Annotated in this window: 28 protein-coding genes and 1 pseudogene; 14 read left to right on the forward strand and 15 right to left on the reverse strand. The window is 69.2% G+C overall.

The window, feature by feature from the left end; translation table 11 throughout:
• Nucleotides 1–78: 78 nt before the first annotated feature.
• Both ACWD0F_RS45165 and ACWD0F_RS45170 read right to left on the reverse strand, forming a co-directional pair.
• Nucleotides 79–516 carry a hypothetical protein gene (locus ACWD0F_RS45165; protein WP_449888277.1) on the reverse strand — a complete coding sequence of 146 codons (438 nt, stop codon included), beginning with the start codon at nucleotides 514–516 and terminating at the stop codon, nucleotides 79–81.
• A 531-nt stretch (nucleotides 517–1047) separates the two neighbouring features.
• Nucleotides 1048–1482 carry an organic hydroperoxide resistance protein gene (locus ACWD0F_RS45170; RefSeq protein WP_449888279.1) on the reverse strand — a complete coding sequence of 145 codons (435 nt, stop codon included), beginning with the start codon at nucleotides 1480–1482 and terminating at the stop codon, nucleotides 1048–1050.
• Between the two features lie 104 nt (nucleotides 1483–1586).
• On the opposite strand from ACWD0F_RS45170, the gene ACWD0F_RS45175 reads away from it, so the two are divergent.
• From ACWD0F_RS45175 to ACWD0F_RS45185, 3 genes are read left to right on the forward strand one after another with little or no spacing between them, the layout of a single operon-like run.
• On the forward strand, nucleotides 1587–2540 hold the full coding sequence (locus tag ACWD0F_RS45175) for an LLM class flavin-dependent oxidoreductase (RefSeq protein WP_449888280.1): 954 nt from the start codon (nucleotides 1587–1589) through the stop codon (nucleotides 2538–2540).
• Nucleotides 2540–3247, forward strand: coding sequence for an alpha/beta fold hydrolase (locus ACWD0F_RS45180; protein WP_449888281.1), 708 nt, complete (start codon nucleotides 2540–2542; stop codon nucleotides 3245–3247). The genes ACWD0F_RS45175 and ACWD0F_RS45180 overlap by 1 nt, the downstream gene beginning before the upstream one ends.
• Nucleotides 3248–3256: 9 nt before the next feature.
• Nucleotides 3257–3946, forward strand: coding sequence for a winged helix-turn-helix transcriptional regulator (locus ACWD0F_RS45185; protein WP_449888282.1), 690 nt, complete (start codon nucleotides 3257–3259; stop codon nucleotides 3944–3946).
• Nucleotides 3947–4051: 105 nt separating this feature from the next.
• Here ACWD0F_RS45185 and ACWD0F_RS45190 read toward each other — a convergent pair whose 3' ends face one another.
• From ACWD0F_RS45190 to ACWD0F_RS45200, 3 genes are all read right to left on the reverse strand, one after another.
• Nucleotides 4052–4597 (reverse strand): hypothetical protein, encoded by a 546-nt coding sequence (locus ACWD0F_RS45190; protein ID WP_449888284.1) that lies wholly within the window; start codon nucleotides 4595–4597, stop codon nucleotides 4052–4054.
• 405 nt (nucleotides 4598–5002) lie between these two features.
• Nucleotides 5003–5443, reverse strand: a complete 441-nt coding sequence (locus ACWD0F_RS45195; RefSeq protein ID WP_406314659.1) for a nuclear transport factor 2 family protein — start codon at nucleotides 5441–5443, stop codon at nucleotides 5003–5005.
• Between the two features lie 151 nt (nucleotides 5444–5594).
• Nucleotides 5595–5831 carry a hypothetical protein gene (locus ACWD0F_RS45200; RefSeq protein WP_449888286.1) on the reverse strand — a complete coding sequence of 79 codons (237 nt, stop codon included), beginning with the start codon at nucleotides 5829–5831 and terminating at the stop codon, nucleotides 5595–5597.
• Nucleotides 5832–6328: 497 nt separating this feature from the next.
• On the opposite strand from ACWD0F_RS45200, the gene ACWD0F_RS45205 reads away from it, so the two are divergent.
• Complete coding sequence (locus ACWD0F_RS45205) at nucleotides 6329–6709, forward strand: hypothetical protein (protein WP_449888287.1); 381 nt, start codon at nucleotides 6329–6331, stop codon at nucleotides 6707–6709.
• 391 nt (nucleotides 6710–7100) lie between these two features.
• Nucleotides 7101–7583: pseudogene (locus ACWD0F_RS45210) on the forward strand (hypothetical protein); the annotation flags it as partial.
• Between the two features lie 208 nt (nucleotides 7584–7791).
• Here the strand turns inward: ACWD0F_RS45210 and ACWD0F_RS45215 are convergent.
• Both ACWD0F_RS45215 and ACWD0F_RS45220 read right to left on the reverse strand, forming a co-directional pair.
• A complete protein-coding gene (locus tag ACWD0F_RS45215; RefSeq protein ID WP_449888371.1) occupies nucleotides 7792–8265 on the reverse strand; it encodes an SNF2-related protein in 474 nt (157 codons plus the stop codon).
• A 311-nt stretch (nucleotides 8266–8576) separates the two neighbouring features.
• Nucleotides 8577–10172, reverse strand: coding sequence for an MFS transporter (locus ACWD0F_RS45220; RefSeq protein ID WP_449888288.1), 1596 nt, complete (start codon nucleotides 10170–10172; stop codon nucleotides 8577–8579).
• A gap of 841 nt (nucleotides 10173–11013) precedes the next feature.
• Between ACWD0F_RS45220 and ACWD0F_RS45225 the strand changes: the two genes are divergently transcribed.
• Both ACWD0F_RS45225 and ACWD0F_RS45230 read left to right on the forward strand, forming a co-directional pair.
• On the forward strand, nucleotides 11014–11874 hold the full coding sequence (locus ACWD0F_RS45225; RefSeq protein WP_449888290.1) for an SDR family NAD(P)-dependent oxidoreductase: 861 nt from the start codon (nucleotides 11014–11016) through the stop codon (nucleotides 11872–11874).
• Nucleotides 11875–11884: 10 nt separating this feature from the next.
• Nucleotides 11885–12418 carry a MerR family transcriptional regulator gene (locus tag ACWD0F_RS45230; RefSeq protein WP_449888291.1) on the forward strand — a complete coding sequence of 178 codons (534 nt, stop codon included), beginning with the start codon at nucleotides 11885–11887 and terminating at the stop codon, nucleotides 12416–12418.
• Here ACWD0F_RS45230 and ACWD0F_RS45235 read toward each other — a convergent pair.
• A complete protein-coding gene (locus ACWD0F_RS45235) occupies nucleotides 12394–12726 on the reverse strand; it encodes a hypothetical protein (protein WP_449888292.1) in 333 nt (110 codons plus the stop codon). The genes ACWD0F_RS45230 and ACWD0F_RS45235 overlap by 25 nt on opposite strands.
• 181 nt (nucleotides 12727–12907) lie before the next feature.
• Complete coding sequence (locus ACWD0F_RS45240) at nucleotides 12908–13477, reverse strand: hypothetical protein (RefSeq protein ID WP_449888293.1); 570 nt, start codon at nucleotides 13475–13477, stop codon at nucleotides 12908–12910.
• A 359-nt stretch (nucleotides 13478–13836) separates the two neighbouring features.
• Here ACWD0F_RS45240 and ACWD0F_RS45245 point away from each other — a divergent pair, with 359 nt between their 5' ends.
• Nucleotides 13837–14445, forward strand: a complete 609-nt coding sequence (locus ACWD0F_RS45245; protein ID WP_449888294.1) for a GNAT family N-acetyltransferase — start codon at nucleotides 13837–13839, stop codon at nucleotides 14443–14445.
• Between the two features lie 339 nt (nucleotides 14446–14784).
• On the opposite strand, the gene ACWD0F_RS45250 is transcribed toward ACWD0F_RS45245, so the two are convergent.
• From ACWD0F_RS45250 to ACWD0F_RS45260, 3 genes are all read right to left on the reverse strand, one after another.
• On the reverse strand, nucleotides 14785–16077 hold the full coding sequence (locus ACWD0F_RS45250) for an MFS transporter (RefSeq protein WP_449888295.1): 1293 nt from the start codon (nucleotides 16075–16077) through the stop codon (nucleotides 14785–14787).
• Nucleotides 16074–16613: an ArsR/SmtB family transcription factor gene (locus ACWD0F_RS45255; RefSeq protein WP_449888297.1), complete on the reverse strand. Its 540-nt coding sequence runs from the start codon at nucleotides 16611–16613 to the stop codon at nucleotides 16074–16076. Before ACWD0F_RS45255 ends, ACWD0F_RS45250 begins: the two co-directional genes overlap by 4 nt.
• Nucleotides 16614–16741: 128 nt before the next feature.
• Nucleotides 16742–17128: a hypothetical protein gene (locus ACWD0F_RS45260; RefSeq protein WP_449888299.1), complete on the reverse strand. Its 387-nt coding sequence runs from the start codon at nucleotides 17126–17128 to the stop codon at nucleotides 16742–16744.
• 50 nt (nucleotides 17129–17178) lie between these two features.
• Between ACWD0F_RS45260 and ACWD0F_RS45265 the strand changes: the two genes are divergently transcribed.
• A complete protein-coding gene (locus ACWD0F_RS45265) occupies nucleotides 17179–17442 on the forward strand; it encodes a hypothetical protein (protein ID WP_449888301.1) in 264 nt (87 codons plus the stop codon).
• Between the two features lie 211 nt (nucleotides 17443–17653).
• Here the strand turns inward: ACWD0F_RS45265 and ACWD0F_RS45270 are convergent, their stop codons facing one another.
• Complete coding sequence (locus ACWD0F_RS45270) at nucleotides 17654–18301, reverse strand: TetR/AcrR family transcriptional regulator (RefSeq protein ID WP_449888303.1); 648 nt, start codon at nucleotides 18299–18301, stop codon at nucleotides 17654–17656.
• A gap of 160 nt (nucleotides 18302–18461) precedes the next feature.
• Between ACWD0F_RS45270 and ACWD0F_RS45275 the strand changes: the two genes are divergently transcribed.
• The gene (locus ACWD0F_RS45275; protein WP_449888304.1) at nucleotides 18462–19931 is read left to right on the forward strand and encodes an MFS transporter; all 1470 of its coding nucleotides are present in this window, start codon (nucleotides 18462–18464) and stop codon (nucleotides 19929–19931) included.
• Between the two features lie 20 nt (nucleotides 19932–19951).
• Nucleotides 19952–20281, forward strand: a complete 330-nt coding sequence (locus tag ACWD0F_RS45280) for a hypothetical protein (protein ID WP_449888305.1) — start codon at nucleotides 19952–19954, stop codon at nucleotides 20279–20281.
• Here ACWD0F_RS45280 and ACWD0F_RS45285 read toward each other — a convergent pair.
• Together ACWD0F_RS45285 and ACWD0F_RS45290 are read right to left on the reverse strand one after the other, a co-directional pair.
• Nucleotides 20263–21198 carry an SDR family oxidoreductase gene (locus ACWD0F_RS45285; RefSeq protein WP_449888306.1) on the reverse strand — a complete coding sequence of 312 codons (936 nt, stop codon included), beginning with the start codon at nucleotides 21196–21198 and terminating at the stop codon, nucleotides 20263–20265. The two genes, ACWD0F_RS45280 and ACWD0F_RS45285, sit on opposite strands and share 19 nt — an antisense overlap.
• 81 nt (nucleotides 21199–21279) lie before the next feature.
• Entirely contained in the window at nucleotides 21280–21912 is a 633-nt protein-coding gene (locus ACWD0F_RS45290) for an NADPH-dependent F420 reductase (protein WP_449888307.1), read from the reverse strand.
• A 269-nt stretch (nucleotides 21913–22181) separates the two neighbouring features.
• Here ACWD0F_RS45290 and ACWD0F_RS45295 point away from each other — a divergent pair, with 269 nt between their 5' ends.
• The 3 genes from ACWD0F_RS45295 to ACWD0F_RS45305 all read left to right on the forward strand — a co-directional run bounded on the left by ACWD0F_RS45295 (nucleotide 22182) and on the right by ACWD0F_RS45305 (nucleotide 25548).
• The gene (locus tag ACWD0F_RS45295) at nucleotides 22182–23093 is read left to right on the forward strand and encodes a LysR family transcriptional regulator (RefSeq protein WP_449888308.1); all 912 of its coding nucleotides are present in this window, start codon (nucleotides 22182–22184) and stop codon (nucleotides 23091–23093) included.
• A 275-nt stretch (nucleotides 23094–23368) separates the two neighbouring features.
• Entirely contained in the window at nucleotides 23369–23848 is a 480-nt protein-coding gene (locus tag ACWD0F_RS45300; protein ID WP_449888311.1) for a MarR family winged helix-turn-helix transcriptional regulator, read from the forward strand.
• Nucleotides 23849–23943: 95 nt separating this feature from the next.
• On the forward strand, nucleotides 23944–25548 hold the full coding sequence (locus ACWD0F_RS45305; RefSeq protein ID WP_449888312.1) for an MFS transporter: 1605 nt from the start codon (nucleotides 23944–23946) through the stop codon (nucleotides 25546–25548).
• The last annotated feature ends 228 nt before the right edge of the window (nucleotides 25549–25776 follow it).

The raw sequence follows: 25776 nt of genomic DNA on the forward strand, positions 1-25776 counted from the left end.
TCGGCGGGCGGGCTGCTCAGCCAGCTCATCGCCGTGGAGGCGCCGGAGCGGGTACGCTCGCTGACCCTCATCGCCTCCTCACCGCTCGGCGGCGGGCCCGCTCACCCGTCCCCGAGCGGCCAGCATCTCGTGCACCCGATGACTGTTCACCAGCGTCATAGCCTGGCCCGTCACCACACCGATGCCGAGCAAGTTGTACGGCTCGTGCTCTTCGGTGATCTTGTCCCAGACCTTGCCCGGTGCCACCTCCTTCCCCAGCATCTGCATGTACGCCGCATCGCCCGTCCGAATGAGCCGCCCGCGCAAGCCCTCGCCCAGATCGGCGGAGACGTCCTGGTCCTGCCCCTTGGTGACCACAGTGGCGCTCTGAACCCCCTTCGTCGCCACCCGCTTGACGTCCGAGTGCGCCTGCAGATAAGTCCTGACGTATCCAGCCACCTCGGGAGCGGTCTTCGCTGCCGAGCCGCAACCCGCCATCAGCAGCGCCAACACGGCGATCATCACGTATCTGGACATGCCCGGGATGCTCGCACGACGGTGTGCAGAACCCTTGGGGCAGGACGTGCAGATTGTGCGCAGAAAGGTCCGTCCGTACCTTCCGACGGTCAAAGGCTCTTCGCTCACATCGCCCGCATGCTAGAGATCAACATGCTGCGGACCAATCATCCGAAAGTCGTCGAGACGCCCGCCGAATCTCCTCGCCATCAGCATGCCGCAGCTCCTGCCCAATGGCGCTGTTGTGTCCGTGTTCGCCCCGCTACGGTGTGTCTCGTCCGTTGGCGGGGTGAAGACCGACACCGATGAGCACCTGCTGGCGTTGACGCTCGCGCTGAAGTGCTTTCAGCGGCTGGGTCGTTTCGCCAAGTCCCGCGAGGTGCCGCCAGCAGTCCCTGCGACCGTCTCAAGGCCCTGGGATGTGACCGCGTCTACATCGACAAGATCAGCGGAACTCTGGCCGCCCGACCGGAGCAGATCGGCTCCGCCCAACGCACACGCCGCGCGATGGGTGCACTCTCCATGAAGGCGCACCCATCGCGCGGCGGGAGGTCACAGTCGCGTGCCGTTGACGACCAGCGCCACGTCGATGTTGCCGCGGGTGGCGTTGGAGTAGGGGCACACCTGATGCGCCACCCGGACCAGGTCGCCGGCCTGGGTGGCGTCCGCGATCGACGGCAGCCCGATCTCGAGTTCGACACCCAGCTTGAATCCGCCGTTGCCGGCGGGGATGAGCATGACCTTCGCGTCGATCGCCGCGTCGTCCGCGCGCAACTGCTTGCGCTGGCCCACCAGCGCCAATGAGGCGGCGAAGCAGGCGGCGTAGCCGATGGCGAACAGCTGCTCGGGGTTGGTCCCCTCGCCGTCCCCGCCCAACTCCTTGGGCTGTCGCAGGTCCACTTCCAGCCTGCCGTCGGCGGTGCGCCCGTGGCCGTCCGCCCGGCCGCCGGTCACGTAGGCCTGTGCGGTGTAAAGCGCGCTCGTCATATGAGGTCCTCTCAGTTCGTCTTTCTCGAAAATGAATCTTAGACTTCAAAATCAGGAAGTCAACGCCTAGGATCAGGAACCTGACGACCTTGAGAGGCGACCGCATGACTCCACGGAAAATCGGCTACCTGCTGCCGACACGCGATCAGGCCGTCCGCGGCGACCACGATCCGGAGCAGCTGATCGACCTGGCACGCCGCGCTGAGGCACTGGGTTTCGACTCCGTCTGGGCCGGCGACAGCCCCGTGACCAGGCCACGCGCCGACCCACTGCTTCTACTGGCGGCCGTGGCCGTCGCCACTCGACGCATCACACTCGGTACCGCGGTGTTGCTGCCCGCGCTGCGCCACCCGATCCTGCTGGCGCACCAGCTCGCCACCTTGGACCGGCTCGCCGACGGGCGGCTGATCGTCGGTATGGGCGGCGGGTTCCCCAACCCCAACACCGAGGCCCAGTTCGCCGCTGTCGGAGTCGCCTTCCCACGCCGCATCAGCCGCCTGGAGGAGTCGATCGAGGCGATGCGGCGGCTGTGGACCGCAGAGGAGGTCTCCTTCACCGGGCGCCACTTCGACTTCCATGACGTGAGGCTGGCTCCTGCGCCGACTCGGCCGGCAGGCCCGCCGATCTGGCTGGCGGGAGGCGGCGAACCGGCGTTGCGGCGGGTGGCGCGGCTGGCCGACGGCTGGCTGCCCTATCCGCCCGCCGTACCGGATTATGCTCGCGACCTGGCCGTCATCCAGCAGTCCGCGGCCCGCACGCTCTCCCCCGCGCTGTACGCGACGCTGTGCCTGGACGAGGATCCCGAGCGTGCGCGCAGGCGTCTGCGAACCAGCATCGAGCGCTACTACAACGCCCCGCTGGAGGCCGTCGAGACCATCCAGGCCATGTTCGCCGGTACGGCACACCAGGCCGCCGGCTGGCTCAACGCCTACACCGGCGCCGGAGCACGCCACGTGGTGATCCGCCTGGCCGTCGACGACCACCACACGGGCCTGGAAGAGTTCGCCGGCCGCGTTCTGCCCCTGATTCGCCCCATGGCCGGCACGGAAGGACACTAATGACCACCTTCGTCCTCGTACACGGCGCCTGGCACGGCCCCTGGGCCTGGGACCGCCTCACCCCGTTCCTTCACCGAGCGGGAGCGCGCACCATCACTCCCTCCCTCACTCTGGACGGCGACATCGGCCTGCACGCGCACGTCCAGGAGGTCCTCACGGCCCTCGACACCCTGGCAGCTGATTTGAGCGACGATCTGGTGCTGGTCGGGCATAGTTACGCGGGCCTGGTCGTCCGGCAGGCGGCCGATCTGCGGCCTGATCTGGTGGACCACGTCATCCTGGTGGACGGCTGGGCCGGCGACGACGGCGCCAGCATGTTCGGCCTGGCGCCTGCGGCCTTCGTGCACGCGATCCAGGCCGCCGCCCGCACCAGCGCAGGCAACCAGGTCCCCGCCCCAGCTCCGGCGATGTTCGGCATCACCGACCCCGACGACGTGGCCTGGCTCACCCCGCGCCTGCGCCCCCAGCCCCTGCGCACCTTCACCGAGACGACCCGGCTGAGCGGAGCGATCAACCGGATACCGGGCACCGGCATCTATTGCCGGCCGCAGACCTATGCCTTCGACCAGTTCGCCGCGGCGATCGGCTACCGGACCATCGTCCTGGACGGCCCGCACGACGTGATGCTCACCCACCCGCAGGATCTGGCCCGCCTCCTCTTGGAGGCCCACGCCTTTCAGTTCAATAACAAGAAGCTTCAGGATTAGAATGCTGAAGTGGAACAGCGAACCTACAACCAGTACTGCGCGACCGCGCGCACCCTCGACCTCGTCGGGGAACGCTGGACCCTGCTACTCATCCGCGAGCTGCTGACCGGCCCCAAACGCTTCGGCGACCTGCAACACAGCCTGCGCGGCCTGGGCACCGGTCTACTGGCCGCACGGATGAAACATCTGGAACGCGAAGGACTGGTCCACAAGGTCACCCTCCCTCCACCGGCCCGCACCGCCGCCTATGCCCTCACCCAGGCCGGCGAGGAGCTCGGCCCCGCAGTGCTGGCTTTGGCCCGATGGGGCCTGAAATGGGCGATGGACGAACCCCTCGAACAGGAGACCTTCCACCCCGGCTGGGCCGTGCTCGGCCTGAGAGCGTGCTTCGACGCCGAGGCGGCCACCGGCTTGCACGCACTGTATGAATTCCGCGTCGAGGAGGAGATCTTCTACGCCCGCATCGACGACGGCACCATCGAAACGGTGCACGGCCCGGCCCAGCACCCCGACGTGACCCTCACGATCGGCGGCGAGGTCTTCCGCGACCTCGCCGCCGGCCGGTCAACCCTCGCCGAAGCGATCAGCAACGGCGTCGCCTCCGCTTCCGGCGACCAACAGGCCCTGCGCCGACTGCACCGGTTGTTCCGCCTCCCACGTCCGCAAACCCGATCAGCCGCACCAGCCCCCGCGTCATGAACCCGGCCCATACGATCTCGGCCGGTGCCCCATCAGGTCGACGGCAGGGGACCCACCGAAGGGCCCTGCGAATGCGACCTCTACCCGCTCCTCAGGCCGGCCGGGTCACTCGGCCACCGTGAAGTAGGCGGTCGGATCAAGGGAGTTGAGCACGATCCAGCGCTGCGCCCTCGCTTCGGCGGGCGCCTGGCCGCCGCCCGCCGAAGCGAGGAAGAAGCCCTGCACGTCGAGAGCGATGCGGGGATCGTCGTCGATGCGCCGCGCCCCCGCGGACATCGGCGCGACCTCGATCGTGACCACCGTGGTGCCGCGACCTCGGTGCACGGCGGCGCGCACGGTTCGGCCGTCGAACGTGATCTGCACCTTCCCGTCGCGCGCCATGCGCCGCGCGCTCGGCAGCTGGGGATCGGGACGGGTCTGGCGCAACGACGTCCCCCACAGGTCAGCGAGCACGGTGCCGATCTCGGCGTCGGTGACCTCGGCCAGCGGCCGGTCGCGGCCGAGCCGGTCGATGGTGCGGTCGATCGCGGAGGCGTAGGCGCGGTGAGTGTTGGGATTGGCCGTGCGCGCCGTGGCCAGGAAGGCGTCGGCGGCCGCGGCGAGAGTGACATGCCCGCCGCGCAAGGCGGCGACCTTCGGCGCGGCACTCATGCCGGCCGCCGCGCGACGTCGGTGGCGATGTACCGGATAACGCGCCGGAGTCGCGCACCGCCCCGGCGAGGGGTTCTCCTGGTCGCCGCGCCGCCATGATCGCAGAGCACGCCGACGTCGGCTACTCGCCCACGGCCGGGTAGTGCCGAGACCCCGAACGCGTCCATTTCATCCCCCGAGGAGCAGTCGGATGTCCCCCTCGCCCACCTGTGCGGCTTTTGCCCGGGAGCGGCACCCGACGCCGGGCTGTAGAGCGTCCGAGCAGGGACCGCCATCGCATGGCTGATCGTCTATGTGGCACTGCCGAGTGATCGACGTCCAGTGGCCGCGGGACCGCGCCGACCGGGCGGGACAATAGTGCCGGTGCTGTGACCGACGCGTTCCCGTGGCTCGCGTACGCGCCGCTTACTCCGCCGAAGCGACCAGGCGGGCGGGGAGCGGGGCCAGAGAGTAGTTGTCCCAGATGAAGGCGTCCATCTGGTGCTGGTCGGCGGAGAGATTGACCACCCGGTCGACCTTGCCACCGGCGTTGAAGTGCCACACCAGTGCCCATAGGGTGTCGACCTTGCCGATGCCCTCGGTCGTCCAGCCACGGTGGATGTCCACGACGTACTCCTCGTTGGCCTCCAGGAACAACGGGTCGGCCTGGAAGCCGGACCTGCCCAGTTCAGTGAAGAACGCCACGACTTCCTCCGCCCCGCGCTTGACGCCCGACAGGGGGTGGTGTCCAGGGATCGTCCACTCGATGTCATCGGCCAGCACCTCGCGGATGCCGGCCAGGTCGTGGGCGGCGTACGCGGTGAAGAACCTGCCGATGGCTTCGATCTTGCTGTCTTGAATCGTCACGGCCAAAGCGCCTTTCGTTAGGTGAGGCAGCCTCCTGAGTGGGAGGCAGCGCAACAGTAATGCACAAGCGGAACTGGTCAAGCCCGGCCCGCTGTCGGCCGGTTACCTGTCCTTGATCGAGTCGAGCCGGCGTCGTCCGTCACCCGAGGTGCTACGGCATCTGGCCGAACAGCTCGGCACCACGTTCGATTACCTCGCCACCGGACGGCAGCCGGACCTGTGGCAGGAGACCGAACGCCGGCTCGCCTTCGCCGAACTGGCTCTCCAGCACGCCACCACCGAGGACGCTCTGCACGAGTTCGAGGAAGTCTCGCGATCCGGCCCCGCCCGCGTACCACGCGCGGGCCGAACTCGGCCGGGCCTGCGCGCTGGAATTGCTGGGCCGCACCGAGCAGGCCCTCTCCACCTACGAAGCCCTGTGGGAGGCCGCCGTGCCGGGCACCGCGCTGTGGGCCGAACGGGCTACCGACATTCTGCGCTGCAGCCGGGATCTCGGCGACTACGGCTATGCCGTCGACCTCGGGGAACGAGCGATGGCCACCTTCAAGGATCTGGGCGTGCAATGGAGTGACAGCGCAGTGCGGCTGGGCGTCACCCTGGCCGGCGTCTACATCCACCGAGCCGACCTGGTGCGTGCCGCCAGACTGCTGCGACGCCTCATCGACGTCTCCGACCGCACGGGTAGTCCGCTGGCCAGAGGCTCGGCCTATTGGAATGCCGCCGTCACCGCCCACTACCAAGGCCACAGCGCCGACGCCAGTGCCTTTGCCGACCGCGCTCTGGCCCTGTTCGGCGAAACCGACCATCAGCGCAACCTGGCCGTGCTGCGCACCTTCTACGGCGAACTGCTCTTGGACGGCGAACCTGCCGACCTGGGTCAAGCCCGTGAGTTTCCTCCTGGACGCGCACGACCGGCTCACGCAACTGGCCAGCCCGGCGGAGATCAGCGAGTGCGAGACCTACCTGGCCCGCGCCGCGGTGCAACTCGTCGACCTCGACGAGGCGCTGCGCTGGGCGCTGGCCGCCCGCTCCCGACTCACCGCCGACGCGGCACCGGTGGCCGAGGCCGAAGCCTTGATCGCTCTCGGCATGGTTCACCTTGCGGCGAACGACTCGGCGCAGGCGGTCGCCGCTTTGACCGACGGGGAACGCGCGCTGGACCGCGCGACTCCGGGACACGCCGTCGTCACCCTCTGGAACCGGCTGGGCAACCTGCACGAAGAACGCGGTACAGGGCCTTTTCGATCGCCAGGGTCACGGCACTAAGAAGCTCGGCCGCGGTTGTGGCATGAGTGTGGCTTGGAGGCGGGTGGGCTGTGCGGCGCGGGGGGGCCGACGATGAGATGGTGAGCACCGCGAGGCAGGAGCCGCAAGGAGCCGGGGCCGTGAGCCCCCCGGCCCGATCCGGGCGGGTTGCCGCCGGGACGGGCCGCGGGTCGGCGATGGCCCGCTATGAGCTGCTGGCCCCACATCTGCACGAGGGCGTGCCGCTGGCCCGGCTGGCGGCGGGGCAGGGCGAGAGCGGTGTCACCTACCGGACGCTGCAGCGCTGGCTGGCGGCCTACCGGCAGGGTGGATTGGAGGCGCTGGCCCGGGCCGGCCGAAAGGACAAGGGGCTGCGCCGATTCCCGAAGAGCTGGTGGCCTTCATCGAGGGGATGGCGCTGCACACGCCGCGGCCGAGCGCGGCCCCGATCCACCGGAAGGCCGCTTCCGTGGCCGCCACCCGCGACTGGCCGATCCCCACGTACTGGACGGTGCACAAGATCGTCAGCTCGCTGGACCCGGCGCTGGTCACCCTCGGCGTACAGGGCAGCAAGAAGTTCCGCGAGACCTATGAGCTGGTCTACCGGCGCGAGGCCGCCAAGCCCAACGAGATCTGGCAGGCCGACCACACCGAGCTGGACATCTCGGTGGTCGACGACAAAGGCAGCCCCGCCCGGCCGTGGCTGACCGTGATCGAGGACGACCACTCCCGCGCCATCGCCGGATACGCCGTCAACCTGGAAGCCCCCTCGGCGCTGAGCACCGCGCTGGCCTTGCGGCACGCGATCTGGCGCAAGACCGAACCGTCCTGGCACGTGTGCGGCATCCCGTCGATCCTGCACCTCGACCACGGCGCCGACTTCACCTCCGCACACCTGCAGCAGGTGATGGCCGAGCTGAAGGTCACACCCGTCTTCACCAGGAAGGGCCAGCCGCACGGCCACGGCAAGATCGAGCGGCTGATCGGCACCGTCAACCAGATGTGCCTGGCCCACCTGCCCGGCTACGCACCGCGCGGCACCTGCGACCGGGCCGGGCAAGCCGCCCTTACCCTGCCCGAACTGGACACCGCGATCGGCCGGTTCATCCGCGAGGTCTACAACCAGCGACCCCATTCCGAGACCAAGACAGCACCACCGTGCCCCTGTCCACCGCGGGCAGCGGCCCGCCGCGCCAGATCGTGGTGCGCAGGCCGGGTGCGAACCGCGCGATCTCGTGTGCCCAGTTCCCCACCAACGACGTGGGACAGACCACCAGTTGCGGCCCCTTCTCGGCCCGTCCGGCGACACAGCCGATGGTCTGCAGGGTCTTGCCGAGTCCATCTCGTCGGCCAGCACCGCGCCGCTGTGCGTCTCGATGGTCTCGCGCAGCCGGCTCACCCCGCGTACCTGATAGGGGCGCAGCTTGGCGGTGAGCGCCGCGCGCATCTCGGCCCCCACCGAGGTGGTGCGGCGGAAGACGCCGCTCGCGTGCTCCGGCGTCGTGACGGCGACACCGGTGGCGTCGGGGACCGCGTGCGCGGCGATCGGCAGAGCCGACTCGCCGCCCGCGATCCACGACCGCCAGACGTCCACCGACCGGCCGGGCGAGTCGAGGGGCACGGCCGCGAGCCGGTCCGGCTCGATCAGCACGCAGTCGACGTCGGACACCTTGAGCCTGCCGAGGTCCGGCGTCGGGACGACCAGGGGGACGGTCTCGACGTCACCGACCGGCGGGGCTGCCCCCACGGCGCCGTCGGCCCAGGTCCACAGGGCGAACATGTGCCGGTCGGGCAGGTACGTGGCCTGACTGCCCGATCGCGTCTCGGGGAGTTTCTGCCTGGTTCCCATGGCGTCAGCGGGCGCCCACGTCGCCGCCCTCGCGGGCGGTCAGGTCCTCGGTCCCGGCCCGGGGGCCGTCTCGTCCGTGGTCGGGCCGCCGTCCCGCGCGGGCTCCGGCGCGCCCCCGGCAGCCGCGGGCTTGCGGACCGAGCGCAGGGCGCGCAGCAGAACGGCCGCGCCGAAGAGCGCGATGAACATGATCCAGACCGCGCCGGCATGCATGGCGTGGACGTACGCGTCGTCGGCGGCGTGCCCGAGCGCGGGCAGGTGGGACGTGGTGGCGATGTGCCGCGCCTGTTCGGCGGAGACCCGCGCCTGCTCCCGTAGCGGTCCGGGGACACCGTCCAGCGACGGCTCGATCGCGCGTCGGTACCCGATCGACATGATCGTGCCGCCGACGGCGATACCGAGCACACTGCCGGTCTGGCGCACGGTGTTGGTGACGGCCGCCCCGGCACCGGCCCGCTCCAGCGGCAGCGTGCTGATCAGCGCCGCGGTCACCGGGCCGAGCACCATGCCGATGGACAGGCCCTGGACCAGCAGCACGACCTCGATCCAGAGGAGGGGCGTGCCCAGTCCGAAGAGCCCGTACGCGCCCATGGTCAGCGCCGCGACGATCAGCGCCGGCACGGCGACGAGCCGCAGCGACCAGCGGCGCACCAGGCGGGCGCCGACGGGCGCGCCGAAGATCGCGCCGAGCGCGGTCGGGAGGCCGGCCAGGCCCGCCTCGATCGGCGAGTAGCCGCGCGCGCCCTGCAGGTAGAACGCGTTGTAGAAGGTGACCGCGGACACGGCGAACAGAAGCAGGCCGAGCGCCACGTTGCCGCCGCCGAACGCGCGCTGGGCGAGCAGCCGGGGATCGAAGCTCGGCAGCTTGCTGCGCAGTTCGACGCGGACGAACACGGCCAGCAGGATCAGCCCGCCGACGATCGGCGCCCAGACGTCCGTACGGCCCCAGGCCGCCACCTGACCCGCGCGGATCAGTCCGTAGGCGAGCGCCGCGAGACCGGTGATGGACAGCAACATCCCGGCCGGGTCCAGCGGTCGCACGACGGGGCTGCGGAAGTTCGGGACCAGCAGGGCGATGCCGATCAGCGCGAGGACCACGACCGGGACGTTGACCAGGAAGACCGAGCCCCACCAGAAATGGTCGAGCAGCACACCGGCGAGCACCGGGCCCACGGCCATGCCGACACCGGCGGAGGTCGAGGAGATGGCGATCGCGGTCGACCGCGCCGGGCCGGTGAACGTCCACATGAGGATGGCCAGGTTGGCCGGCATGATCAGCGCGCTGCCGACGCCCATCGCCGCCCGCGCGGCGATGAGCTGCCCCGCGTCGCCCGCGTACGCCGCCCACACCGAGGACACGGCGAAGACCACCAGGCCCGTCGCGAGCACGACCCGGTGGCCGAAGCGGTCGCCCAGCGCACCCGCGGTGAACATCAAGGTGGCGAAGGCCAGCGTGTACGAGCCGGTGGCCCACTGCAGCTCGGCCGGGCCGGCGTTCAGCCCACGGACCGGGTCCGCGAGGGTCTCCAGGGTGGTGCTCAGGACCGTGTTGTCCAGCCAGATCAGCAGTGAACACACCATGAGAACGGCAAGAATCAACTGCTGCCTGGACTTCGGCAACGTGGATGTAGTCATGAATACCTTCGGACGCGATTTAGAAAAGCTGACGAGCGGACCGTAGACAACCATCGGGCGTATGTCAATTCCGAGACGGCCGGCAACGGTCGGCGATTATCCGGCGCCCCCGAGGGCATGCCGCCAAGCGTTCTGTCAATTCCTGAAGATGTGAGCGGACCGGCGGTTAGTGCGCTCCCGTAGGCATACCGCAAGCGCCCTGTCAATTTCTGATCCTGTTGTTTGACTTCACGTGAATTTCGTGCCCCACCCCGTGTTCTGCCTCTGCTCCGCGCCCTGTCCCACCCCGTGCCCGGCGTCGTGCGCTGCACCGGGAGCAGGAAGGGGGTGGGCGCCAGCGCCGGTGCGGCCGAGTACCCAGATGACTACCCGTGCGGGCGGTCCTTTCGGCCTGCCGGTTCAGCAGCCCGAACGTTCTTCCCCGCGTACTTTTTGAATAAGAGAATTAGAATTCACCCAGATCAGTGGAACGGAAGTCGCCGGGGTATGCATGGAGAGGCAGGGGCAGAGCTGACCGCATTCTCGGCGTGCCCTAACTCTGGCGGTTCTTCTATTCGCGCCCACCAATTGATGTTCGGACCGGTGGTCCCGAAGGCTTCGTTCAGTCGGTTGCTGAGATCGCGAAAGGTGCCGCGCTCGGGTTGCTGTTCAGGCGTCCGGGTGGCGGACGGCTTCGGCGCCGGGCAGGCCCCATCGGGGCCCGGCTATGTCGAGCCTGTCGGCGACGAGATGACGGCATGCACCCTCGATCACGCCGGTGGCGGGCCTTGTCGCCTTCCCGGCGTTTTGGTGGTCACGTCGGTTTGCGTTCGAGCGCGCTCAAAGTCCTAGCGTTGCCGCCATGACGACACAGACCTGGATCATCACCGGCGCGTCCCGCGGCTTCGGGCGCGCCCTGGCGGAGTCGGCGCTCGCGGCGGGCGACCACGTGGTGGCGGCGGTGCGCCGGCCCGAGAGCGTGGCCGATCTGGAGGCCACATACCCGGACAACTGCCTGATCGCGAAGTTCGACGCCCGAGACATCGCCGCGGCCGCGGACCTCGTACGCGACACCCTCGACCGCTTCGGTCAGATCGATGTGCTGGTCAACAACGCGGGCCGGGCCGTGGTCGGAGCGGTCGAGGAGGTCAGCGACGCGCAGCTGCGTGAGTTGATGGATCTGCACCTGTTCGGCCCTGCCGCGCTTGTCCGCGCGGTTCTGCCCGCGATGCGCGAGCGGGGCACCGGGACGATCGTGCAGATGAGCAGCCAGGGTGGGCGTACGTCGTTCCCCGGCGTTTCGGCGTACTCCGCGTCGAAGTTCGCCCTCGAAGGCTGGTCCGAGGCCCTGGCTGGGGAGGTCGCGCCGTTCGGGATCCGGGTGATGATCGTCGAGCCCAGCCGGTTCAGGACCGGCTTCAACGGGGGCGACGTGCTCGAGTTCGTCGAGTCGTCCGCGACCTACCGGGACTTGCTCGCCAACGTCCGTGCGGACATGGCCGGGACCGACGGCCGCCAGGAAGGTGACCCGGTGCGGGCGGCCGAGATCATCGTGTCCCTCGCGCACGGCGACGAGGTGCCGCTGCGGCTGCCGCTGGGGCGCGAGGCCGTCGAGCGCATCTCGGGCGCCTACCGGCGCGGCCTGGACGAGGTCGAGCGGTGGGCCGAGACCGCCCGCAGCGCCGACTTCGAGGGTGTCCCTGCATCGGCACGGCCCATCTAGGCTCGTGGTCATGGCCACCGACGATCTGATGAGCAGGGCGCTCGATGCGCTTGGGGACGACGGTCCGCTATCGGTCGAGGCGATCCACCGCCTCGCTGACCTGGACCACCTGCCCGAGACGATGACGATCGCCGAGGTTGCCGACCTCCTCGACATCTCGCCTCACACGCTGCGCTATTACGAGCGGGCCGGGCTGGTCGAGGTGGCCCGCGACGGCAACGGCCATCGCGTCTACGACGCCAAAGCGGTTCGGCGCCTGGTGTTCCTCACCCGGATGCGGCTGTCCGGTATGCCGATGCGTGACCTGCAGCACTACATCTCGCTCGTCGACTCCGGAGCGCACACGGTGCCCGAGCGGCTCGATGTGCTGGTCGAACATCGCGACACCATCCGCCGCCGGATCCGTGAGCTGGCCCTTTCCCTCACGGCGGTCGAATACAAGATCGCCACGTACGGGGGCTCGACCGGGCCGGACGTTCAGGCCCTCGGCACCACCACCGACCGAAGCCTGGCCGCGCGTCAGCGCCTTCCAACCCAGGAGTAGAAGGCGCCCTGCATATGCTCGAAATAGTGATCGACGTGATCCTCTGACCACTCCACGTCCTCAAGGAGTCGGGCTGGATCGCCCTGTGGGCTCCAGGCGTAGCCGTAGGGGCTGGCCACGGTCTCGCCCTGTTGGAAAACGACCACCCCGCGCTCGCGGCGGACCTCCTCGAAGTCCATTCCGCCGACGGTGCGGGGGCCGAGCCGGTCACCGTCCCCCATCGTGCGGGCGAACGCCTCCATCTCTGCGGCTGAGCGGATGAACCGCTGGTCATCGGTGCCGCGGAAGGCCACGAGCGCCACTAGCACGGCGCCCGCGAGGACGAGGACGCCGAGGAACGCTAAAAAACCCCGAACGCGAAACGCCGACTGGCATCGCGGCCCCCAGGTGATCGTCGTGGACAGAGTTTCCGGTGATCGTAAACCGGCCGGACAACGTCATGCCAGGGTGACGACGTTGTCCGCGGTGCCGCGTCGCCAGGCTGACGCCTTACGGAAACAGCTGCCGCAAGTCGGCGAGGCGTTCCCGGGTGGAGTCGAGCTGGTCCTTCCAGTCGCAGTACAGCGCCTGCCAGCCGAACACCCCGCGCATCTCAATCGCCCGCTCGAAGTACTCGGCAACCCCGATGGACATCGGAAACAGCTGCCCGCGATGCTCTAGCCACAGCGGAGCCGACCCCGCCCGCAGTTCGAGCTTCACCTCAACGGCGTCGCCCGCTCGAGGGTGATATTCGAGCACGCACAGCCGCTCATGCAGTTCCCGCAGCTCGGCGGGCAGATCGTCCCACCAGGCGGGCGCGCGGGTCAGCGGGGCCGGAGCCACCCAGCAGAACTCGCCCCCGTTGTGCTCCACGCCGTCCAGGCGGTAACGCCAGGCCACTCCCACCTTGTCCTCCCTGGCCGCGACCAGGCGCTCCGTCAGCGGGCGCAAGGCCGGGTCCAGCTCGCAACCGGGGACGGCGCTGGTGGCCGCCTCCTGGGTCCGCTGCCAGCGCAGGTCATAGTCCGCCACCGGATCGCCGATCGGCTTGACGATGCGCACTCCAGTCTCCGCTCTCACGGCAAATTGCTTCATAGCGAGCGGTCGTAGAGGGTGGCTGATCAGGTGGTGCGTCGGGGTCTGGTCCCCTTCTTGTGGTGAGCGGGACGTGCGAATGCCTCGCCGGTGGCCAGGATGCGTCTGACGTCGTGACAGGGCGCGCGGTGTTGGTTGGGTGAGCCGGGCGGGCGTCCCGGGCCGGGCCAGGCGGAGCTGGGTGTGCGCGGCCAGGATGAGCCAGGTCCACCGATCGGCCGCCTCGGGGTCGCGGATCTTGGGGGTGGTCCAGCCGAGGGTCTGCTTGAAGGCGCGCGGGCTCGTTCCTCGTTCGAGATCCGACCGCGATGCAGGGGGATCGCGCTTCCCCTACCTTATCGATCATGATACGAGTCGCCTGCTCGAAACAGCTCCACGTGCTGGAAGCCGACGAGTTCGAAATAAGGACTGCCGGGCCTTGGGCTGTGAAGGCAGCCGATGCAACCGCGTGCGATGCGGATGCGCAGCGTTGGCTGGGCTGGCTGCCCGAGATCGTGCGAAGCTACGAGCCATTACGCGATGACCTTCTCAACCGTGTGCTTGACGACGAACCAGAACCCGTCGACCCTAGATTCTTCGCGCTCATCAACAAGCGTGGCCGACGCATCATGGGGTTCGTGGCGATCACGCTGCAACGAGGCCGGTTCGAGATGGGCGGCAGCTTGGCGCCGGCCTACCGGGGACAGGGGCTGGGAGCACAGCTGTTCACGTTCGGCGTCACCCTGGCGCACGACCACCTGGGACTGTCGGACATCTACGCGGGCGTCGAAGTCGGCAACATCGCCTGCCGGCAATCCCTGCTCAAGGCCGGGATGACGCCGGTGAACGGTCCTGCCCAGCACACCCTGCCCGATGGACGGGTGATCAGCAGCTTATGGTTCAAGAGCAGCGTGGTGCGCGGGTTCGTGTGCGGGCCCGGGCGACAGAGGCCGAAGTGGTGGCCTGCGCGGTAAGGCCCGGTAACGCTTATCGGGGACCACAGTGGTGGAGCCGGATGGCGCGCGGCGAGCGGCCGGAATCAGGCGTCGCCGTACTGGCCCGGGGTCAGGACCGGTGACAGCGATCGGCGGCGGCCGTCCGCCGGCAGGTGGATCTTGATGGTTGACCCGCCGCGGGAACGGCCTGAGCACTCTCCGGCCTGACCACCTCCGCCTGCCGGGCGGCCAGCGCGGGATCGACCCGGTTTGTCCCAGCGGCTTCCCCCTTTTTCCCGCCGGGCGCCGGAGCGGGCGGCGTGCTGGTGCGCTCGGACGGTGGTGGACGGAGGTGTTGTGACCTGCCAGCGATGACCGTCACCTGGATGCGGTTTGTACAGCGATCTCTTCGGCGGGGCGCTGGTCGGCGGGGTCGGCTTCCGGGTGCGCGCTGCGCAGTGCTGCTTCGACGCGGCGGTTGCTGGTCATGGTCGCGGTGACGGTGGTCATGGTGAGGAGGAGGCCGGCGGCGGCGTAGAGCGGGGTGCGCAGGTCGTACGTGGTGGCCAGCCAGCCGCCGAGCAAGGCGCCGAACGGGGCCGCGCACATGGCGAGCATGCGGGAGGTAGAGGCGACCCGTCCCATCAGGTGGGCCGGGACGATGGCTTGCCGAAGGGACGGCCCGAGCACCATCGTGGCGCCCATGCCCGCCCCGCAGACGGCCAGCGCGAACCCGGCCACGTACGCATTCGGGGCGGAGGCCAGCCCCAGGATGGCGAGGCCCTCGACCGCGGCCGTGCAGGTCAGCGCGGTGCCGGTGCCAAGGCGCCGGCCGAGGAAGGAGGCGATGCCCGCGCCGAGCAGGCCGCCGGCGGCCTCGGCGGTGAGGAGCAGGCCGAAGCCGAAGGCGCCGAGGCCGAGACGTTCACGGGCGAAGAGGGCCAGGACGGTCTCCACCGCGAGGAAGGCGACGTTCCCGACCGCCGGACGGAGCGCGAGCCCGAGCAGCAGCCGGTCCCGGAAGACGTAGGAGGCCCCGGCCCGCGCCTGCCGGAGCAGCGACTCGCGGGCGCTCGCGGCAGGCGGCGACATGGCGGGCAGCGACCGGACGAGCAGCGCGGACAGCGCGAACGACACCGCGTCGGCGAGCAGCGGAACCGGACGGCCGAGCGCGAGCAGCGCACTGCCCGCAGGTGGCCCGGCGAAGCCGGACGCTGCGGTCTGGGCGCCGCGCAGACGAGCGTTGGCACGTTCTAGCTGGGCAGGGTCGCGGCCGAGCAGATCCGGCAGGTACGCCGTGGCCGCCGTGTCGAAGAACAGCCCGCCGAGGGCGAGCAGGAACGCGACGGCCGCCAGCAGCGGAATGCTCAGCACGTCGAGCGCGGCCGCCGCAGCGGGTACGGCGAGCAGCACCGCACGCGCGGCGTCGGTGACCCACATCGCGCGGCGGCGGTCCCAGCGGTCCACCAGAGCACCGCCGAGCACCCCGAACAGCAGCCACGGCAGCGTCCCGGCGGCCGTGACGACGGCGAGCGCCATCGGATCCCGTGTCAACGTCAACGCGAGCAACGGCAGCGCGGCATGCGTTACCCCGTCGCCGAGCGAGGACACCGTCTGCGCGGTCCACAGCCGCCCGAACCCGGTCGGCAACTTCCTTACCTCTGAGGTCACTTGGACTCGCCCTCTGCCTGCTCGCGCGGCGCCGGCCGGAACAGCGCGAAGGCGAGCCGCGCCTCCGGCAGCGCCGGATCCGACAGCTCCTGGTACTCATCCGCCAGCGCCTCCAGCCGCGCCCCCAGCTCCCCGAACTGCTCATCGGTGAGCCGCAGATGCGCCATCCGCACGTGCCGCCCACCCTCCACCGGCGCCGCCTCCAGGTCCGCCACCGCATGCCGCATCAGCACATCCGGCTGCCCCGGAACCGGATCCGGCAGCACGATCGCCCGCGCGGCCATCGCGTAGTACCGCTCGATCACCCCCCGGACCTTTCGCGTCCGTACCACCTGCACCAGGCCGGCCCGCTCCAGCAGTCGCACGTGATAACTCGAACTGCCCTTCGCCAGGCCCAGCCGCTCGGCGATCTGCGTGATCGTCGCAGGCTCGGCGCGGAGCAAAGCCATGATCCGGTGCCGCGTGAGATTGGAGACAGCGCGCAGCTGCTCGTCAGTGGAGACGTGGAACGTCTCTGGAAGATCGCTGTCGGACATGAGGGCAATGGTCAACGATCCTTGACCATTGCGCAAGGGGTTTCAGGCCGTTGCGCGAAGCTTCTACCGTCTCGGCGACGGGCGTCTCCTCCGGCGGAGGAGACGCCTTGCGGATCGTGGCCGTTCAGTTACAGTTTGGGTGTTCTGTTCTTTCGGGGGTCGGCTTTCTGCGGGGCGCCCATGGCCTCGATCGACCGGACCGTCTCGATGTGCGTGTGTGACCACAGCGCGGCCAGCTTCTGCGCGTCCTCGACCGAGGGCAGATGCGTGACCAGCCGGCGCAGTTGGCGGCCCGGCTCACGCAGGGCGCGCAGCCGGACCCACTCGGGGATGGCCACGCTGATCACCAGCGCGGCGTATCCGAGTACCGTGACGGCGCCGGCGATGAGCAGGCCCGTGGTGCCCTGGCTCGCCGCGGCGGCGTTCAGGCCGGCGGCGTCTGGCAGGCGTACCGGCTCGGTGATCACTACCAGCAGCGCGGCCAACAGCCCGACCACCATCAGGCTGTCCGGCATCGGCGCGGGTGCCGCCGGCACCCCGGCTTTTCGTCTCCCCGCGTGCGGCCATGGTGAAGGTCACCGAGCCCCTTACCGTCAGGGTGAAGCCCGTCGAAGGCTCAGCGGGCTACCTCTTCGGCTTCTTCCAGCGCGGCAAGATGGTGTGGGAGAACCAGCGGGACGAGGGCCATCTGTCCGGCACCGAGTACGTGATCGAACCTGGTGGCGAGGCTCACACGCACCTGCGAAAGGGGGCGCTGGAGATCTGGGCCCGAGCGCTCATCGACGGCCAATGGAGCGAGGCCCGCGTCATCACGATCACTTTGGTGTGATCAGGACTGAGCCATGCTGTTGACCTGTGGTAACCGCGACCTGGACCGCAACCGCTGGTTCCGCATCACCCGAGTGGGGCCTCAATTCTCATCCGTGATCAAGTCTGCCAAGATCACCAACTTGGAGTCCCAGAGGGGTTATCACTCCTGAAGTGACAACCTCGGCTACGTGGAAGAGCTGTAGGGCAGGACCTGAACGGGTGCATCGGCATCAGGCTCCGGCCTGAAGGCGGAGGCCTGCCAGAGTCAGCTCCAGTGCGGCGAGGAACTGCTCCCTGTCGTCGTGCCCGGCGAACTCGTCGGCGATCTCGTGCACGAACGGGAATTCCTCGGCGTCGAGCGCACGCCACCTCTCGGCGTAGCGACCCAGGTACTCCTCGCGGCCCACGTGGCCGTCGAGCAGTTCCTGGGGCATCTCCGCCCCCAGGTCAGCAGCCGTGCCGACCACGACGCCCACGATCGCCGAAACGGCGTGGAATCGCTGTCGAGGCGTCAGGTTGAGGCGAAGCGTTTGCCGGCCGAGCTTCTCATACAGTCGCAACGAGTTGCCCTGGACGTCGGTGTTGCGCATGAAGTAGGCCGCCAGCCATGGCCGGTCCACGATCACGTCGAACAGCGTGACGGCCATCACGCGTAGGTCATCGATCGGGTCGTCACTGCCCGCCTGTCCCTCGACGGTGGTCAGCACCCCGCCGATCACGTGGTCGGTGGCGCGGTCGAGCAGTTCGCCCTTGCTCGAGACATACCAGTAGATGCTGCCGACGCCGGTGCCGAGCCGGGCGGCGAGGGCACGGAATGTCAGTGCCGACTCGCCAGCCGCATCGAGCAGGGCCACGGCCGCGGTGAGGACGGCCTCCATGGAGTGCGAAGCGCGTTGCCGCCCTCGGGAAGGACGATCAACGGAGTGTGTTCGCGGGCGTGCCATAACACCCATTCAATCACAATTTGCACAATCATCGAACCTCGTTCTATCGTAGAACGTCGTTCGATAATCGGCGACACCCGAGAGGAGGCTCACCATGACCGCCACCACCGCTCCCGCCACGTCGCGCACGTACCCGTCATTGCGCGCGGCATGGATTCCCCTGGCCGCGCTGTGCTTGGCCTTCTTCGTCGAGATGGTCGACAACACGCTGCTCTCGATCGCACTGCCCACGATCGGTCGTGACCTCGGCAGCGGCACGACGGCGCTGCAGTGGGTCACCGGGGCGTACTCCCTGACCTTCGGCGGGCTGCTGCTCACCGCCGGATCGATGGCCGACCGCCTCGGGCGCCGACGCGTGCTGCTGATCGGACTCGCCGTGTTCGGCCTGCTCAGTCTGGGCGTGGTGGCCGTCACCACTGCCGGGGAGCTCATCGCCCTGAGAGCCGGACTCGGCATCGCCGCCGCAGCGATGGCGCCCATCACCAACTCCCTGGTCTTCCGGCTCTTCGACGACCAGGCGCTGCGCATGCGGGCGATGACCCTGATGATCGTTGTCGGCATGTCCGGGTTTGTCCTCGGCCCGCTGCTCGGTGGCACCGCGCTCGCCCACGTGCGGTGGGAGTGGCTGCTGGTCATCAACGCCCCGATCGCACTGATCGCGGCCATCGGCGTCCGGCTCGGCGTCGCAGCCGACGGGCCCGAGGACCTGACCACCGACAAGCTCGATCTGCCTGGCGCCCTCCTGAGCATCACCACCATCGGCCTCGCGTGCTACTCGTTGACCAGCGGTGTCGAACACGGCTGGCTCTCCCTGATCACCCTCGCGTCGATCCTCGGCAGCGTGGCCGCGGCCGTCGCGTTCGTGCGACACGAGCGCCGCAGCGCATCGCCCATGCTGGACCTCAGCCTCTTCTCCAACGGCACCGTCCGCGGGGCCGCCATCGCGCAAATCGGGACGTCCATCGCGATGGCCAGCGTGATGTTCGGGCTGATCCTCCACTTCCAGTACGCCTACGGGTGGAGCCCCGTGCGGGCCGGCCTGGCGAACCTGCCGATCATCGTGACCATGATCGTCGCGACCCCCATGTCCGAGTGGCTCGCCAAAAGGTTCGGCCACCGCATCGCCTGCCTGGTCGGGGCGGCCTGCCTAGCCGGCTCGCTGGCCGGTCTCGCCTGGGGCGTCGAGCACGGGTACGCCGCCATCGCGATCTCCATGGTCGTGATGACCGTCGGACTGCGCACTGTCATGACGATCTGCGCCATCGCACTCGTCGAGGCGATGCCAAGCAACCGCACCTCGATCGGGACCGCGCTCAACGACACCACCCAGGAGGTCGGAAGCAGCATCGGCACCGCCGTGGTCGGCACCATGATCGCCATGCTGGTCACCACCCAGCTGCCCGCAGGCACCTGGAGCGACGCCCTCGTGGCGTTGTTCTTCCACGGCGAACGGATCACCTACGCCGTGCTGGCGGTGATCGTCGGCCTGATCGCGGCAGGCGGTGCACTCACGCTCACCGACTCCCGCGGCACCGACTCCCACGGCACCGACGAGCCGGCCTGAAGCGTCCGAGCTGAGGTGGCATGAGCGGGATAGCCGGCGATCAAAGCGCATCGTGCGGATTCCCGAAGGTGTTTCGGCCGTCGTTGAGTCAGGTGCTCGCTCGCCATCGTGATCAGCCGGCCGAGGAGACGATGCGGATCGAGGCGGTGTCGAAAAACAACCCGGCAGACCTCAACGTGGCGCTGGAGAAGCCGGTGGAGGCCGGACTGGAGATCCTCCGGTATTCGACGCTGGACCAGATGGTCTCCCGAGTCCGGTTGCAGGTGAACACGGAGATCCTGGCCGGGGTGCGGGCGCGGATGAGCGAGATCGAGCCGCCGGGTCCGTGCCGTCAGCTGGCGGAGAAGTAATGGCCGTTGTCCAGATCGGCGAGCAGGCCGGGCTGAGCGGGTTCCCAGCCGAGGGTCCGGCGGGTGATGAGGTTGGACGCCGGGTAGTTCTGCGTGATTATGTTCGCGAGGAACCCAAAGTGTCCCGGCACCATCAGTACGTCCGCGGGAACGCTCACGGCGGGCAGGCCCAGACGGCTGCCGATGGCCTCGGCGATCTCGCGGAGCGGGATGCCCCCGTCCCCGACCGCGTGCCAATATTTGCCGGCCGGCCCCTTCTCCAGCGCCAAGCGGAACAAGGAGGCGACATCGCGGACGTGCGCGGCGTTCCACAGGTTCGCGCCGTCTCCGGGGTAGCCGGCGAAGCCCTTCTCCTTCGCGAGCGCGATCAGCTGCACGAGGAAGCCGGCACGATCGGTCGTGCTGTGCGCGATGTTGGCAATCCGCACGACCGAAGACCGCACTCCCCGCTCGGCGAGGCCGACTACGGCGGTTTCCACGACGTTACGAACCCGCAGCGTACCCTTGTACTCATCGCCGCCGGGAAGGGCCGGGTCCTCCTCGGTGGCCGGCCGGCCCAGGTTCCCGGGCGAGCCAATGCTCCCCGCCGCGACCAGCGGCTTTCCGGTTCCCGCGAGTGCCTCGCCGTACGCGAGCATGATCGGGAGCTCCGCGGCGGCCACGGCGTCGATCCCGCCGGACGGAAGCAGATCTTGCCTGTGCGCGACGTGGATGACGCCCTCGGAGTCCGCGGCCGCCTCCTTTAGCCCGTCGAGATCCTGGAGGTCGCCGCGACGCACCTTCGCGCCGAGTGCGGACAGCGCCGCCGCGGCCGTGTCCGACCGTGCCAGGCCGGTGACTTCGTGCCCGGCGGCGATGAGCTCGGGGATGATGTACGAACCGGAATGGCCGGTCCCGCCAGTGACGAAAACGCGCATGCTACTTCCTTGTAAAGGTCGGTGTAGGGGGCTGTTCTTCTCGTGCCGTAGATCGACTGGCGTGATGTGGTGCGGGTGCGCTCAGCTGAGAATGCTGACGCCGAGGAAGAAGTTGGTGTGCTTGACGGAGTGGGCGACGAGGCCCAGCTGCAGCAGTGCGGCGTTCTCCAGTGCCCGCGCCATTGGCAGCTGCCCGGTGTCCATAGGGCGCAGTCCCAGGCTCTCGATGAACGCCGACACGCGTGCCTTTGCCTGCGCGTCGTCGCCGGCGATGAACACGTCCAGTGGGCGACCCTCGGCTGGGCCGGCCGCCAGGACATGGGAGAACAGGGTGTTGAACGCCTTGACGACATGCGCGCCGGCAGGGGCGACCTTGGCGATCTCCTGCGCGCCGGAACTGCCGTCGGGGGTGACAAAGCCCGTAAAATCGGGCGAAATGGGGTTGGTGATGTCGATGATGACCTTGCCGTCCAGCGCGTCCCCGTACTCGCTGACCACCGCCGCCGCGCTGGCGTACGGCACGGCGAGGATCACGATGTCCCCGGCCGGGGCGGCGCCGGGCGTCCCGGCAGTGGCGCCGCCGAGCGCGGCGGCCAATTCCTTGGCTTTGGCCGGGTCGCGGCCGATGATCTCGACTGCGCTGCCGCCGGCGAGCGCCCGGCCGGCCAGGGCGCTCGCCATGTTCCCCAGGCCGATAATGCTGATGCTGCTCATTGATGTGCCTTCTTTTTCTGGAGCTAAATAGGACACCATGCCCACGCCGTCGTCGTTAACGGGTATGTCGTCGAATGACGCGATGAGCCTGGCTCAATTTGTGAAGTGCTCATTCTGGTTCTGGACCCTGCTATCAAGTCCCGATGTCGAACTCTTATGCCGAATTCGCTCCGGCCCCATCGGTAAGGGTGCCATTGGCCTGAATGGGTGTCCAAGACCTGTTTCAGCCGTGGCGATACCCTGGAGGCATCGCCGGACCGGGAGGCCCCATGGATCTGGACCTGCGCAAGTTGCGCTACTTCGTCGCCGTCGCCGGCACGTTGCACTTCGGGCGCGCCGCCGATGAGCTGCATATCGCGCAGCCGGTGCTCAGTCGGCAGATCCGCGCGCTGGAACAGGATCTCGGCACCCCACTGCTGACAAGGGACAGCCACGGCGTGGCGCTGACCGACGCCGGCAGGCAGTTGCTGACCGACGCCGGCCCGCTGCTGGCCTCCGCGCACGCGGTCCGCCGCCGGGTGACCGTGGCCGCGCGGGGCAGCCGACGGCTCATGGTCGGCTTCCGGGCGGGCATCGCGGTCGCCCCGGCGGTACGGCTGTTCGCCGACCGGCACCCGGACGTTCTGGTGGACGTGCAGCGGATCGAATGGGACGACCAGGCCACGATGCTGCTCGACGGCCGCATCGACGTCGGCTATGTGCGGCTGCCCATCGACGAGACCGGCCTGCGCGTCACCTCGCTGTACACCGAGCCGCGGGTGGCGGTGCTGCCCGCCGGCCACCGATTGGCCGGCAAGGAGCAGATCACCGAGGCCGACCTGGCCGGCGAGCCGCTGCTCTGGCATGCCGACACGAGCACGCAGCCCACCAGGCGGCCGCACCCTAACGCCGGGTACGTGGTGCGCGGGGTGGACGAGACGCTCGAGCATGTCGCGGCCGGCCGGGGCATCTCGTTCCTGGCCCGTTCGGCGACCGTGTTCTACTCACATCCGAACATCAGCTACGTGCCCGTCCCGGATCTGGCGTCGGATCAGGTGTGCCTCGCGGTGGCGGCATCGCACACCTCGCCGGTGGTCGACGACTTCTTCACCGCGGCTCAGGCGGCGGCCGAGATCACGGCAGAATGTGGGAACTATGAAATGTGGCAGCTCGGAGGCGGTGCCCTTGCAAAGCACAATTGAGCAGTTCGGCTGACGACAGCAGCGCCAACAGAGGGCGGTCATCTCCGCCTGCGGCCAGCCCTTGGCCGCCTGCCGGGCCAGCCCGGGGACCGTGTCCGGCACCGCGACCGCCGCGCCCGCCCACAGCAGCGGCCGCGTCAGCATCCGCCGCGGCCCGGCCGCCAGCACCCCGGACGGATACCTTCGAGGGGCCAAGTCGATCACGAAGGTCGCCATCAAGGATCCGCCATTTCAATAGCTAATCTAGTTAGCGAATTGTGTAGTAGTATAATTTCATGACTAGTGGAGCGAAGTCAGCCGCGCAGAACTGGGTGACCGGGGACCCGATCATGGAGGGCCTGCAGCAGATCGGGTTGCTGACCCGCCTGGTAGAACAGCGACTGGGCCAGGCCCTGGGCATCAACTCCACCGATCTGTCGGCGATCGAGCACCTGATCACCGACGGCCCGCTGACGGCCAAAGACCTGGCCGATCGGCTGCAGGTGTCCACGGCGGCGAGCACGCACATCGTCGACCGCCTGGAGCGGGCCGGTCACGTCACCAGGCAGCCACACGCCACCGACCGCCGCAAGGTTCTTGTCCTGCTCGCCGACACCTCGAAGGCGCGGCTCTTCGAGCTCCTCACCCCCCTGCTTGACGGGGTGGGCGAGCGCGTCGGCAAGCTCAGCGGCGCCGAACGGGAGGTCATCGAACACTTCCTGGCCGGTGTCGTCGAGATCTACACCGCCGCCGCGGAAGGCATGACCTCGTCCTGACCCCCGCCGCCTCACCGCGGCACACGCCCGCCCGGTCGCGCCCAAGCGCGGACCGGTACTGAAGCATGCCCCTTTCCCCGTTCGGAGTTTTCCGCATGTCCACGCATTCCCCCACCCGCCGCTGGCTCGGTCTGATAGCCATCGCGCTGGGCGTCGCGCTGATCGTGGTGGACACCACGATCGTCAACGTGATCATCCCGCCGATCATCGAGGACCTGAAGGTCAACGCCACCCAGGCGCAGTGGATCCAGGAGTCCTACGCGATCGTCTTCGCCGCGCTGCTGCTGCTGACCGGCCGCTACTCCGACATCCTCGGTGCCAGGCGGGTCTTCCTGTCCGGTGTCGTCGTCTTCGGCGCGACCAGCCTGCTGGCCGGGCTCGCGCCGGGTGGTGGCCTGCTCATCCTGGCCCGCTTCCTGCAGGGTGCGGGGGCGGCGATGATCCTGCCGACCTCGCTGGCGCTGCTGAACGCCACCTTCACCGGCAAGGCACGCGGCCAGGCGTTCGCCGTATGGGGCTCCACCATCGGCGCCGCCGCCGCGTTCGGCCCCGCCCTGGGTGGCTGGCTGTCGGAGCACGCCTCCTGGCGCTGGGCCTTCGGCATCAACATCCCGCTGTCGCTGCTGATCCTGGCCGGCGGCATGGTGTTCCTGGCCCGCTCGCCGCAGAAGCCCGCCCGCATCGACGCCGCCGGCGCGGCCTTGTCGATCCTCGGTCTCGGACTGCTCGCCTTCGCGCTGGTCGAAGGCCGCACCTACGGCTGGCTGGCCACCATCGAGCCGCTCGAGATTCTCGGGTTCACCTGGGGCGGCGGCCCCTCGCCCGTCCTGGTGGCTCTGGTGCTGTCCGCGCTGGCACTGATCGGCTTCGTCCGCCGGCAGGCCGTCCTCGCCAGGGGTGCCGACGCCGGCAAGGCGCTGATGGACGTCCGGCTGTTCTCCATCTCCTCCTTCCGCAACGGCAACATCGCCACCACGATCATCGGTCTCGGCGAGTACGGGATCATCGCGGTCCTGCCGCTGTGGCTGCAGTTCACCCTCGGCTACAGCGCGGTCCAGGCGGGCCTGTCCTTGCTGGCCGTGGCGGTGGGCAGCTTCGTGGCCAGCGGCGCCAGCTTCGGCCTGGCCGCCAAGGTCTCCGCTCTCGGCCTGGTCCGGATCGGGCTGGCGCTGGAGGCGGCGGGCCTGGTCGCGCTCGGGCTGATCGCCGCGACCGACAGCCCGTGGTGGACGATCGCGGGGGCCCTGTGCCTGTACGGCGTGGGCGTCGGATTCGCCACCGCCCAGGTCACCAACGTCGTCTTGGCCGATGTGCCCGAGACGAGTTCGGGGCAGGGTTCCGGCGTGCAGAGCGCCTTCCGGCAGCTCGGCTCGGCACTCGGCATCGCCGTACTGTTCACGGTGTTCTTCACCGCGCTCGGCACCAACCTGCAGGACACGCTGACGACGTCGGGCCTGCCCGTCGCGCAGTCCGAGCAACTGGCGCGCACCGTCACCGACAGCGCGGGCGCCGCGATCGCGCCGCTGGCCGCCGACCCGAACACCGCGGCCGTGGCCGTGGCCGCGCGCGAGGCGATGACCGGCGGGCTGGCCCTCGGCTCCTACGCCGGAGCCGGCTTCCTGCTCCTGGCGCTGCTGGCCACCGCCATGATCCCCGCCGCCAGGAACACCGGCCGCGACAGGCAACCAGCCCACCACTGAATCAAAGAGAGGTGTGAGAATCACCTAGAGCCCACGGAAAGTGTCCGATACTCCAGCCTGCACGAGGGGATCGACACCAGCACCAGCCCCCGATCACCTACTTATTACGGCGGCCAGGCCAAGCTCGCGGCCCGATCGCCGCCGTGCTGTCCGAGCCTCACGCTCGCCGCCGTCCTGGTGTGCTGGGGAGCCGCGTAGCGCCGATACGGCGGCATGGCCGCTTCATGC

The organism is Nonomuraea sp. NPDC002799 (genome assembly GCF_053592075.1).

Coding starts and splice junctions, on each gene's coding strand:
- ACWD0F_RS45305 (WP_449888312.1), top strand. CDS start 23,944: ATGTCCACGCATTCCCCCACCCGCCGCTGGCTCGGTCTGATAGCCATC.
- ACWD0F_RS45285 (WP_449888306.1), bottom strand. CDS start 21,198: ATGCGCGTTTTCGTCACTGGCGGGACCGGCCATTCCGGTTCGTACATC.
- ACWD0F_RS45260 (WP_449888299.1), bottom strand. CDS start 17,128: ATGCCGGACAGCCTGATGGTGGTCGGGCTGTTGGCCGCGCTGCTGGTA.
- ACWD0F_RS45265 (WP_449888301.1), top strand. CDS start 17,179: ATGGTGAAGGTCACCGAGCCCCTTACCGTCAGGGTGAAGCCCGTCGAA.
- ACWD0F_RS45245 (WP_449888294.1), top strand. CDS start 13,837: ATGATACGAGTCGCCTGCTCGAAACAGCTCCACGTGCTGGAAGCCGAC.
- ACWD0F_RS45175 (WP_449888280.1), top strand. CDS start 1,587: ATGACTCCACGGAAAATCGGCTACCTGCTGCCGACACGCGATCAGGCC.
- ACWD0F_RS45270 (WP_449888303.1), bottom strand. CDS start 18,301: ATGGAGGCCGTCCTCACCGCGGCCGTGGCCCTGCTCGATGCGGCTGGC.
- ACWD0F_RS45190 (WP_449888284.1), bottom strand. CDS start 4,597: ATGAGTGCCGCGCCGAAGGTCGCCGCCTTGCGCGGCGGGCATGTCACT.
- ACWD0F_RS45280 (WP_449888305.1), top strand. CDS start 19,952: ATGAGCGGGATAGCCGGCGATCAAAGCGCATCGTGCGGATTCCCGAAG.
- ACWD0F_RS45165 (WP_449888277.1), bottom strand. CDS start 516: ATGTCCAGATACGTGATGATCGCCGTGTTGGCGCTGCTGATGGCGGGT.
- ACWD0F_RS45180 (WP_449888281.1), top strand. CDS start 2,540: ATGACCACCTTCGTCCTCGTACACGGCGCCTGGCACGGCCCCTGGGCC.
- ACWD0F_RS45295 (WP_449888308.1), top strand. CDS start 22,182: ATGGATCTGGACCTGCGCAAGTTGCGCTACTTCGTCGCCGTCGCCGGC.
- ACWD0F_RS45255 (WP_449888297.1), bottom strand. CDS start 16,613: ATGTCCGACAGCGATCTTCCAGAGACGTTCCACGTCTCCACTGACGAG.
- ACWD0F_RS45220 (WP_449888288.1), bottom strand. CDS start 10,172: ATGACTACATCCACGTTGCCGAAGTCCAGGCAGCAGTTGATTCTTGCC.
- ACWD0F_RS45275 (WP_449888304.1), top strand. CDS start 18,462: ATGACCGCCACCACCGCTCCCGCCACGTCGCGCACGTACCCGTCATTG.
- ACWD0F_RS45225 (WP_449888290.1), top strand. CDS start 11,014: ATGACGACACAGACCTGGATCATCACCGGCGCGTCCCGCGGCTTCGGG.
- ACWD0F_RS45290 (WP_449888307.1), bottom strand. CDS start 21,912: ATGAGCAGCATCAGCATTATCGGCCTGGGGAACATGGCGAGCGCCCTG.
- ACWD0F_RS45300 (WP_449888311.1), top strand. CDS start 23,369: ATGACTAGTGGAGCGAAGTCAGCCGCGCAGAACTGGGTGACCGGGGAC.
- ACWD0F_RS45170 (WP_449888279.1), bottom strand. CDS start 1,482: ATGACGAGCGCGCTTTACACCGCACAGGCCTACGTGACCGGCGGCCGG.
- ACWD0F_RS45230 (WP_449888291.1), top strand. CDS start 11,885: ATGGCCACCGACGATCTGATGAGCAGGGCGCTCGATGCGCTTGGGGAC.